Raw genomic sequence first — 9,327 nt, 5'->3', positions numbered from 1 at the left:
GTGCGGGGGCGCACGGCGGTGATCCGCACCGTGACGGGGCCGCCGTCCGTCACGATCCGGCGCGGCGCCCGCCCGAGCCGCTCGGYGACCTCGGGGGAGGCGACGGCGTCCAGCACCCCGCCCCCGGCCCCCAGCCGGTCGGCCGCGAAACCCCCGAGATCCATCTGCCGGGCCAACTCCGCGTAGCTCTCTGGCTGGACGCCGACCACGGTCAGCGACCGCGTCCCGTCGGACGCGCGCTCCGAGGCGAACTCGAATCCCACGGCCGTGACCTGCCGTACGCCCGCCACCTCCCGTACCGTCCGCGCCAGTCCCGCCGGGAGCGGTTTCGCGTCGGCCGTGTCGATCCGCGCGTCCGCGCCCGTCTCCAGCAGCGCGGCCCGGTCCCGGGCGTCCGCCACGCCCGCCAGCACGGACCCCCCGAACGCGGCCGTCGTCAGGGCCGCCAGCAGGGCGAGCAGCGGCAGCGTGGCGACCGCCGCCGGTGAGCGGCCCGCGCGGGCCAGCGACAGGAACCCGACCACGCCGCGCAGCCGCCCGGCAGGGCCGGCGGCCCACCGCAGGGGCAGCGGGTACAGCCGTACGAGGACCAGCGCGGCGACCAGCCCGACGAGCACCGGGGCGGCGCTCACCAGCAGATCGCCCGCCCCGTCCGTACCGCGGCGGCGCAGCGTCACCACCGAGCCGACGGCCAGCACCAGCAAGGTCAGTTCGGCGACCGTGCGGCGCCCGCCGGGCCTGATCTCGGCGAGGTCGTCGCGCTCCTGGTGCGCCCGCGGCCTGCGATGCGCCACGACCGCGCGCACCGGCAACGCGGCACAGGCGAGCAGCGCCACGGCGCCCGCCCCGAACACGGCGGGCAGCGGCCGGGCCTCCTCCACGACGAGCACCGCGAGCAGCAGCCCGCAGGCCGCCGCGGGCACCGCAGGCACCGCGGTCTCGGCCAGCAGCCGCCCTGCGATGCCGCCCAGGGAGCCGCCCCGGGCCCGCAGCAGGGCGAGTTCGGCGTCCCGGCGGGCTGCGGCCACACCGGCGCTCATGACCAGCACGACGACGGCGATCGCGGCGATGCCGAAGGCCGCGACGGCGACCACCGGCATGATCGCGTCACGGGTCCGGGCGTAGGAGCCGACGACCTGCTCCAGGCCCGTGGACAGCTGCGCCGTCGGACCGGCGGCCCCGCGCATCCGCACCAACGCGGGCCCGTCCTCCAGGGAGGCGACCGCGTCGACGAGCGCTGTGGTGTCCCCTGCGGTGAGCCCCCCGGTCGCGGGCGCGAACCGCCAGTACTTCTCCGGCTCGCCCTGACCGCCGAGCAGCGCCGGTGCGGCCCCGGGCGCCAGCAGGACGCCCGCCTCCCAGTAGTACCGCGGTGGACGGTTGCTGGTGGAGGCCAGGCCAGGTGTGCGCAGGACCGGTTCCGCGGACCAGTAACTCCGCTGCGGATGCCGGGGTTCGAGAACGCCGGTGATCCGTACGGTCAGCGGTCCGTCCAGGAGACCGGCCAGGGTGAGTGTGGAGCCGGCCCGCAGCCGCAGCGCGCGGGCGGTCTCGGTGGTCACGGCGCCCTCCACCACCCTGGTGTCCAGGGTCACCGGCGTGCGGGCGGTGGGCAACCGGCCCTCCCGCACGGTGGCGTGGCCGGCCGCTCCCGACTGCGCGAGCAGCGTGAACCTGGGCGGCAGTCCGTCGGGCCGGGGCAGCGACGCGTCCAGAGCCTCCAGGCTCTCACCGGTCCGCACCCCGTACGCCGACTCGGCCCGGTCCGCCCGCAGCGGTGCGGGCAGCAGCGCCCGCGCCCGGCCGTCGACCGCCGCGAGCGCCTCCGGCCGCACCCCGTCCGCCCGGGCCCTGTCAGGGACTTCGAGACCGGGCTGCGGGGCCTTCAGCTCCAGCACGGTGGACTCGGGGGAGGCGGTGGCGAGGGCCTCGCGCAGCCCGTCCGTCTCGTACGCCTCGACGGCCCGGGGCAGGACGGCCGCGAGGAACGCCGTGACCAGCACCAGCACACCGAAGGCGACGGCGGCCGCGGGCGCGGTCCGCAGCCGGGTCCGCACCCAGGGCGCGCCCTGTGCGTTCGGCGGCATCTCAGCCCTCCCCCTGATGGCGGAGCGCGGCCACCGGCTCGGCACGGCGCAGCGCCGACGCGGCGGTGATCAGCAGGAGCGGGACGGCCACCCCCGCGAGGAGCAGGGCCACTCGGGACACCGGGAGTTCGACGAGGACGGGCGGGACCGGCCGTGCGGCATCGGAGGTCAGCACGATCAGCGGGACGACGGCCCGGGTCAGGACGGTGCCGAGACCGAGCCCGGCGAGCAGACCGGCGCCGACGAGCAGGCTCTGCTCCGTCGCGACCAGCCGGGCGAGATCCCGGCGGGGCGCGCCCAGGGCACGCAGCACCGCGAATTCCGCGGACCGCTCCCGCCGCGCACCGGCGGCGCTCACCGCGAAACCCCCGGCGGCGAGGGCCGCGGCGGCCACCGCCACCGCCGTCAGCGCCGAGCGCGGCCCGGCCCCGAGCGGATCCCGCAGCAGCTCGGCCGCGGTCTCGTCCCGCACCAGCACCTGCTGCGGTTCGAGGTCGGGGCGCGCCCGCAGCGCGGCGGCGACCTCGGCGGCCTTGCCGGGGGCGGCGCTCACCCACCACTCGGTCGGGGTGAGCGGCGCGCTGCCCCGCCGCGCCAGCACGGCGTCGACGGCCCGCAGATCGAGCAGCAACGCCCCGCCCGCCATGGTCTCGCCGTCCAGGCCGGTGGCGGTGGTCGGCAGCTCCTCGACGGACCGAACGATCCGCACCCGCAGCTGCTCCCCGGACAGCGGTACGTCGATGGTGCCGCCGGGCCCGGCCCCCGCCGCCCGCAGGAAGCCCCGGGTGGCGACGGCCAAGAGGCTCCGCGGCGCCTCGGCCCCGGCGGTGTCGACGCGGACGGTGTAGACCGGCGCGGCACCGGTTCTCTCGTCGGCGTCGGCGTCGACGCCGGTGCCGTACGACACGGCCAGCGGCGCGGTCCCCGACACGGCGGGCTTCGCGGCCCTGCGGGCGACGACGGCGCCGTTCTCCGTCACGGTCCGGCCGCCCTGCCAGCGCGTTCCGGAGGGCACCGGGACGGTCCGCGCGGAGCCGTCGCGGCCGGTGGCGAGCAGCCGTTCGACGGTGAAGCGGTGGTGTTCGGGGCGGCCGGCGGGAGAGGTGTCGTCGAGCTGAAGTCCGGTCAGCCGCAGCGGTCCGGCCGGGGCGGCGCGGCGGCCCGTCGCCGTCGTGTCCAGGTCGAGCGTGACCCGGTGGACCCGGCCGTCCACCGGGACGTTCCCGGCGCCCAGCCGGTACGTGATGCCGTACCGGTCCTCCACGACCACCGTGAGCAGGGGCGCGCGGCCGGAGGGAGAGCGTCCCGTCCGGGTCCGCACGTCGGTGATCCGCGCGTCGAGGGCGAGCCGCCGGGTGTCGTCGGGAAGCCGTACCGCCCGGTGTTCGTCCCGCGCGGGCGGGGCCAGGGCCCGCAGCAGCTTCGCCGGGGGCTCGTCGGCGAGATCGCCGCGCATCAGCATCGCATCCCCGGCGCGGGACGTGTCCAGCGCGAGGATCGTCGCGTCGCGGTCGCCGGAGAGACCGAGGGCGGCGCGGTGCGCGGGAGCGGCGTCCCCGGCCCCGGGCAGCTCGGTGTAGAGGCCGGTCTGCCCGGGGCTGCCCGGCCTGTGGTCGAGGACCCGTACGGACGCGCCCGTCCTGAAGTCGGCCTGGTCGTCCTGCGACCGGTCCCAGGACGCGCCGTGCCCGATCGCCAGCATCCCGGTCGTCACGGCGATGACCAGCAGCAGCACCGGACCCGCCCCGCGCAGCGGGCGCCGGCTGAACTGCCACCCCGCCAGCGCCGCCGGCAGCCCGCGCCCGCTCGCGGACCGCCGCTCCGCGAGCCGGGCCGCCGGCGGCAGCAGACGCAGCGTCAGGACCGTGCCCGCCAGCAGCGCCAGCGCGGGCGCCCCGACCAGCAGCGGATCGATGCCCAGCTCCCCGGCCCGGTCCCGGCTGAGCACCCCGCCGCCGGTCGCTTCGGTCTGCCGGTCGAGCTGCCAGTACGCCACGCCCGCGATCAGCAGCAGCCCGACATCGGCCCCGGCGCGCACGGGCGCGGCGGCCGTGGCGGCCCGGACGCGCCGCAGCCGTACCGGCGCGCCCGCCGTCGCCGCCAGCGCCGGCGCCACGACCGCCACCGCGCAGGCCGCCGCCACGGCGCCCGCGACCAGCCAGACCCGGCCCGCCGGAACGGCGTCGAGCCGCAGCCCGATCCCGTCGAGCGAGGACCACCGGGCCAGCAGCCCGGCCAGCGGTCCGGACAGCAACGCGGCACAGATCGCGGCCGGTACCGCCAGCAGCAGTGCCTCCAGCGTGGCGAGGCCGGCGATCCGGCCGCGCGATCCGCCCCTGGCCCGCAGCAGCTCGGTCTCGCCCGCCCGCTCGGTGTCCAGCAGCCGGGCCACCAGCAGCAGCGCGTACCCGGCGAGCAGCACCAGCTGCACGGAGACGACCATCAGGGTGGACCGGGACACCAGCAGGGCCCGCCCGGTCCGGTCGAGCACCTCGGGCAGCCCGGTGCGCACGTCCGCGTCACCGCCGAGGGCCGGGTCGGCACGCAGCGCCCCGGACGCGCGTACGGCCGCCGCGCGGAGCGCCCCGATGCCGTCCGTGGTGAAGGTCCGGTAGTCGGCCGTCGCCACCCAGCCGGTGCCGTCCTCGGAGGTGCGGCCGGAGGAGAGTACCGACGCGTCGGCCAGCAGCGGCCCGTACGTGGTGAAGGTGACGGTGCGCACGCCCTGGCCGCCGAGGGCGTCGGCCTGCCAGTAGGGATCGGAGCTGTCGGCCGCCCGGTACACGCCGGTCACCCGTACGCGGAGGGGCTCGCCGCCCAGCCGGTCCGTGAGCGTGAGCCGCGCTCCGGGAGGCAGCTCCAGCCGGTCGGCGGCCGCCTCGGGCAGGGCGACCGGTACGGCGGCGGCGCGGGTCGCCGGTGCCGGGCCCGGCAGCGTGCCCGAGACCAGCCTGATCCGGGACCGGTCGAGGGCGGCGACGTGCGTGAGGTCGGGCTCTCCGGCGCGGGCGTCGGCGTCCTGGAGGGAACGGGGCAGCGCGTACGGCCCGGACCGCTCCAGCGTCCGCACGGTCACCGGCAGCCCGCCGAACGCGTCCCGCGCCCCGCGTTCCACGGCCCGCCGCGCCTCCCCGCGCCGTTCCCGGGGCACGTCCGCCTCTACGACGAGGGAGGCGGAGGCCGCGGCCCGGCCGCCCAGGGTGCCGCGCAGCGCCGCGTCCCCGACGGAGCCGGAGAAGGCGGCCAGGGCGGCGAGCACCGAGGTGGTCAGCAGGACGGCGAGCAGCGCGGCCGTGAGGAGCAGCCGATGCGCACGCAGGCGCAGCAGCAGTAAGCCGGTCACTCTTCCCCCACCCGATGGCCGAACCGCTGATCTCCCAACCCGGCATGCATATCACGGAGTTACCTGTCCGGCACATGCGTTCGAGCGCGGGGTGTTCCGCTCTTGACCGCCCGGACCGGTTCCGTATGGGATGCGGTGATGACCGAGAACACCAGCCCGGGATCGGGTGCCGCCCTCGCCGGCGACGCGGCCGACGAGCCGATGCTGCGGGTGGAGGACCTGCACCACTCCTACGGCACGGGTGCCGCGACCGTGCACGCGCTGCGCGGGGTCTCCTTCGCCGTCCGGCGCGGTGAACTGGTCGCCCTCAAAGGCCGTTCGGGCTCCGGCAAGACGACGCTGCTCCAGATGATCGGCGGCCTCGACTCCCCGCAGCGCGGCCGTGTCGTCGTGGACGGCACGGACCTGTCGGCGCTGACCGGGAGCGAGCTGCTGGAACTGCGCCGCGACCGGATCGGCTTCGTCTTCCAGTCCTTCGGGCTCATCCCCATCCTCACCGCCGCCGAGAACGTGGGCGTGCCGCTGCGGCTGCGCCGGGCCGAGCCGCGCGAACGCGAGGAGCGGGTGGCGCTGCTCCTGGCCCTGGTGGGCCTCGCCGGCCACGAGAGGCAGCGGCCCGCCGAGCTCTCCGGCGGACAGCAGCAGCGGGTCGCCATCGCCCGGGCCCTGGCCAACCGCCCGGCCCTGCTGCTCGCCGACGAGCCGACCGGCCAGCTCGACGCCGCCACCGGCCTGGCGGTGATGGAACTGCTGCGGGCCGTGGTCCGCAGCGAGGGCGTCACGGCCCTCGTCGCCACCCACGACCCGCAACTCCTCGGCCTGGCCGACCGGGTGCTGGAACTGAGCGACGGTGTGGTCGTCGAGGAGTGAGAGGGTGGGGCCCATGGTCGCGATCAGTCTGAGCAAGGTCCAGGAGACCGCTCCCGCGCTGGTGAACCTCTACAAGAGCGCCGGGATCTCCCTCACGAAGCACGGCCTCGACGGGCTGCGGGCCGCGGTCTACCTCGTGGTCGACTACTCCGGCTCGATGCGGCCGTACTACAAGGACGGCAGTGTGCAGGCGCTCGCCGACCGGGTGCTCGGGCTGTCGGCGCATCTCGACGACGACGGCACGGTACCGGTCGTGTTCTTCTCCACCGACGTCGACGCCCTCACCGATATCGCGCTCGCCGACCATCAGGGGAAGGTCGAGCGGATCGTGGCCGGGCTCGGGCACATGGGGAAGACCAGCTACCACCTGGCGATGGACGCCGTCATCGACCACTACGTCGACAGCGGGGCGACCGAGCCGGCCCTCGTGGTCTTCCAGACCGACGGCGGGCCCATCAACAAGCTCGCCGCGGAGCGGTACCTGTGCAAGGCGGCGAGGCTGCCGCTGTTCTGGCAGTTCATCGGCTTCGGCGACCCGGCCAGCAAGCAGTTCGACTTCCTGCGCAAGCTGGACGAGCTGCCCGTGCCGGGCATGCGGGTCGTCGACAACGCCGGGTTCTTCCACGCGGGTGAGGAGCCGCGGAAGGTACCGGACGCCGAGCTGTACGACCGGCTGGTGGGCGAGTTCCCGAAGTGGCTGGTGGCCGCCAGGGCGCAGGGGATCGTGCGGGATCCCGGCAGCCGCTGAGCCATCTGCTCGCCTCCGTGGCCTAATCGACCCGCCCCCTGGCCTATCCGCCCATACGCCCCATTTGCACGGCCGCGCTGCCGTGCCACGCTGGGAAGGATCCGACGGGGAGGCGACGACGTATGGGCGACGACGGCGCACGACGGGTGTACGGCGACGGCGGACGACAGGTGTACGACGACGGCGCACGACGGATGTACGGGACGGCTTCCGCCCGCAGGAGGCCTCCGGCCGGCAAGGGCGAGAAGCTCGCCGACTGGGCGGACGGGCGGCTCGGGCTCTACGCGCTGGCCAAGGCCAACATGCGCAAGGTCTTCCCGGACCACTGGTCCTTCATGCTGGGCGAGGTCACCCTCTACAGCTTCATTGTCCTGATCCTCACCGGCGTCTACCTCACCCTGTTCTTCGAGCCGAGCATGCAGGAGGTCGTCTATAACGGCTCCTACACGGAGCTCAACGGCGTGCTCATGTCCAGGGCGTTCGAGTCCACCCTGGACATCAGCTTCGACGTGCGCGGCGGGCTGCTGATGCGGCAGATCCACCACTGGGCGGCGCTGGTCTTCATCACCGGCATGATGGTGCACATGATGCGGGTGTTCTTCACGGGCGCCTTCCGCAAGCCCCGCGAGCTCAACTGGGTGTTCGGCTGGACCCTGCTGATGCTCGGCATCATCACCGGCCTGACCGGCTACTCCCTCCCGGACGACCTGCTGTCCGGCACCGGCCTGCGCTTCGCGCACGGCGCGATCCTGTCGATCCCGATCGTCGGGACGTATGTGGCGTTCTTCCTCTTCGGCGGGGAGTTCCCGGGCGACGACATCATCGCGCGCCTCTTCCCGGTCCATGTGCTGCTGCTGCCCGGGATCATGCTGGGCCTGGTGACCGTCCATCTGATCCTGGTCTTCTACCACAAGCACACCCAGTTCCCGGGGCCCGGACGCAAGGAGCGGTCGGTCGTCGGGATGCCCTTCCTGCCGGTCTACATGGCCAAGGCGGGCGGCTTCTTCTTCCTCGTCTTCGGTGTCCTGACCATCATGGGCGCGATCGCCCAGATCAACCCCGTGTGGGCCTTCGGCCCCTACCGCCCCGACCTGGTCACCACGGGCGCCCAGCCCGACTGGTACCTCGGGTTCTCGGAGGGGCTGATCCGGGTGATGCCGGGATGGGAGATCAACCTGTGGGGCCACACGCTGGTGCTCGGCGTGTTCATCCCGTTCGCGCTCTTCCCGCTGGTCATGCTCGCCATCGGCGTCTACCCCTTCATCGAGGCGTGGATCACCGGCGACAAACGCGAGCACCACATCCTGGACCGGCCGCGCAACGCGCCCGTGCGCACCGGCCTGGGCGTGGCCTGGCTGACCCTGTACGCGGTGCTGCTGATCGGCGGCGGCAACGACATCGTGGCCACGCATCTGCACCTGTCCATCAACGTGATCACCTGGTTCGTGCGGATCGGCGCCTTCGTGCTGCCGGTCGTCGCCTTCATCGTCACGAAGAAGATCTGCATGGGCCTCCAGCGCCGCGACCGCGCCAAGGTGCTGCACGGCAGGGAGACCGGCACCATCAGACGGCTGCCGAACGGTGAGTACACCGAGGTGCACGAGCCCCTCTCGCAGGCGGAGCTGTACACCCTCACCCAGCACGAGCAGAACCCGCCGTACGAGGTGGGGCCCGTGGTCGACGCGGGGGGCGTGCGCCGCAAGGTCAAGCGGTCCGAGCGGCTGCGTGCGCGGCTCGCGAAGGCGATGTTCGGGCCGGACGCGCGGATCGAGAAGCCGACCGTCGAGGAGTACCGGGCGATCACCAGCGGCGATCACCAGCCGCACTGACGACCAGGGCCCGGCACGCGTGGGGATCGCCCCAGGCGGTGCGCAGGGCCCGGGCCTTGGTCAGCCACAGCGACAGGCCGTACTCCGCCGTGTAGCCGATCGCGCCGTGCAGTTGCAGCGCGGTGCGGGCGGTGGTGTACGCCGCCTCGCACGCGGCGACCTTGGCGGCGGCGACCTCGGCCGGCCGCAGGGACAGGGCGGCACCGAAGACCAGCGGGCGCGCGAACTCCAGGGCGATCTTCACGTCGGCCAGCCGGTGCCTGACCGCCTGGAACGACCCGACGGGGACGCCGAACTGGGTGCGCTGCCTGACGTATTCGACGGTTCTGTCGAGGAGTGCGAGGCCCACGCCGAGGGCTTGGGCGGCGGTGGCGAGACGGGCCCAGGTGAGGGCCTGTCCGGTGGGGGCGTCGAGGAGTTCGCCGCCGGGGGCGAGGGGAGTGAGGCGAC

6 protein-coding genes are annotated in these 9,327 nt (G+C 74.8%); 3 read left to right on the top strand and 3 right to left on the bottom strand.

All coding sequences use genetic code 11. From position 1 onward, the window contains the following. Together CA983_RS35265 and CA983_RS35260 are read right to left on the bottom strand one after the other, a co-directional pair. Window positions 1-2,087, bottom strand: a 2,087-nt coding sequence (locus tag CA983_RS35265; RefSeq protein ID WP_086604819.1) for a hypothetical protein, incomplete at its 3' end; no start/stop codon positions are given. Between the two features lies 1 nt (window position 2,088). Then, window positions 2,089-5,430 (bottom strand): FtsX-like permease family protein, encoded by a 3,342-nt coding sequence (locus tag CA983_RS35260; protein WP_086604818.1) that lies wholly within the window; start codon window positions 5,428-5,430, stop codon window positions 2,089-2,091. Window positions 5,431-5,568: 138 nt separating this feature from the next. Between CA983_RS35260 and CA983_RS35255 the strand changes: the two genes are divergently transcribed. The 3 genes from CA983_RS35255 (at window position 5,569) to qcrB (ending at window position 8,877) form a co-directional block, all read left to right on the top strand. Then, window positions 5,569-6,300, top strand: coding sequence for an ABC transporter ATP-binding protein (locus tag CA983_RS35255; RefSeq protein ID WP_086604817.1), 732 nt, complete (start codon window positions 5,569-5,571; stop codon window positions 6,298-6,300). Window positions 6,301-6,313: 13 nt separating this feature from the next. Next, entirely contained in the window at window positions 6,314-7,048 is a 735-nt protein-coding gene (locus tag CA983_RS35250; protein WP_086604816.1) for a vWA domain-containing protein, read from the top strand. A 194-nt stretch (window positions 7,049-7,242) separates the two neighbouring features. Then, window positions 7,243-8,877 (top strand): cytochrome bc1 complex cytochrome b subunit, encoded by a 1,635-nt coding sequence (gene qcrB / locus CA983_RS35245; protein ID WP_086604820.1) that lies wholly within the window; start codon window positions 7,243-7,245, stop codon window positions 8,875-8,877. Here qcrB and CA983_RS35240 read toward each other — a convergent pair. Further along, window positions 8,849-9,327 (bottom strand): acyl-CoA dehydrogenase family protein (locus tag CA983_RS35240; protein WP_279628493.1); only part of this gene is annotated, 479 nt, incomplete at its 5' end. The genes qcrB and CA983_RS35240 overlap by 29 nt on opposite strands.

The organism is Streptomyces swartbergensis, from assembly GCF_002148965.1.
GTDB classification, from domain to species: Bacteria; Actinomycetota; Actinomycetes; order Streptomycetales; family Streptomycetaceae; genus Streptomyces; species Streptomyces swartbergensis.
This window is presented reverse-complemented; position numbering and strand designations above follow the sequence as displayed.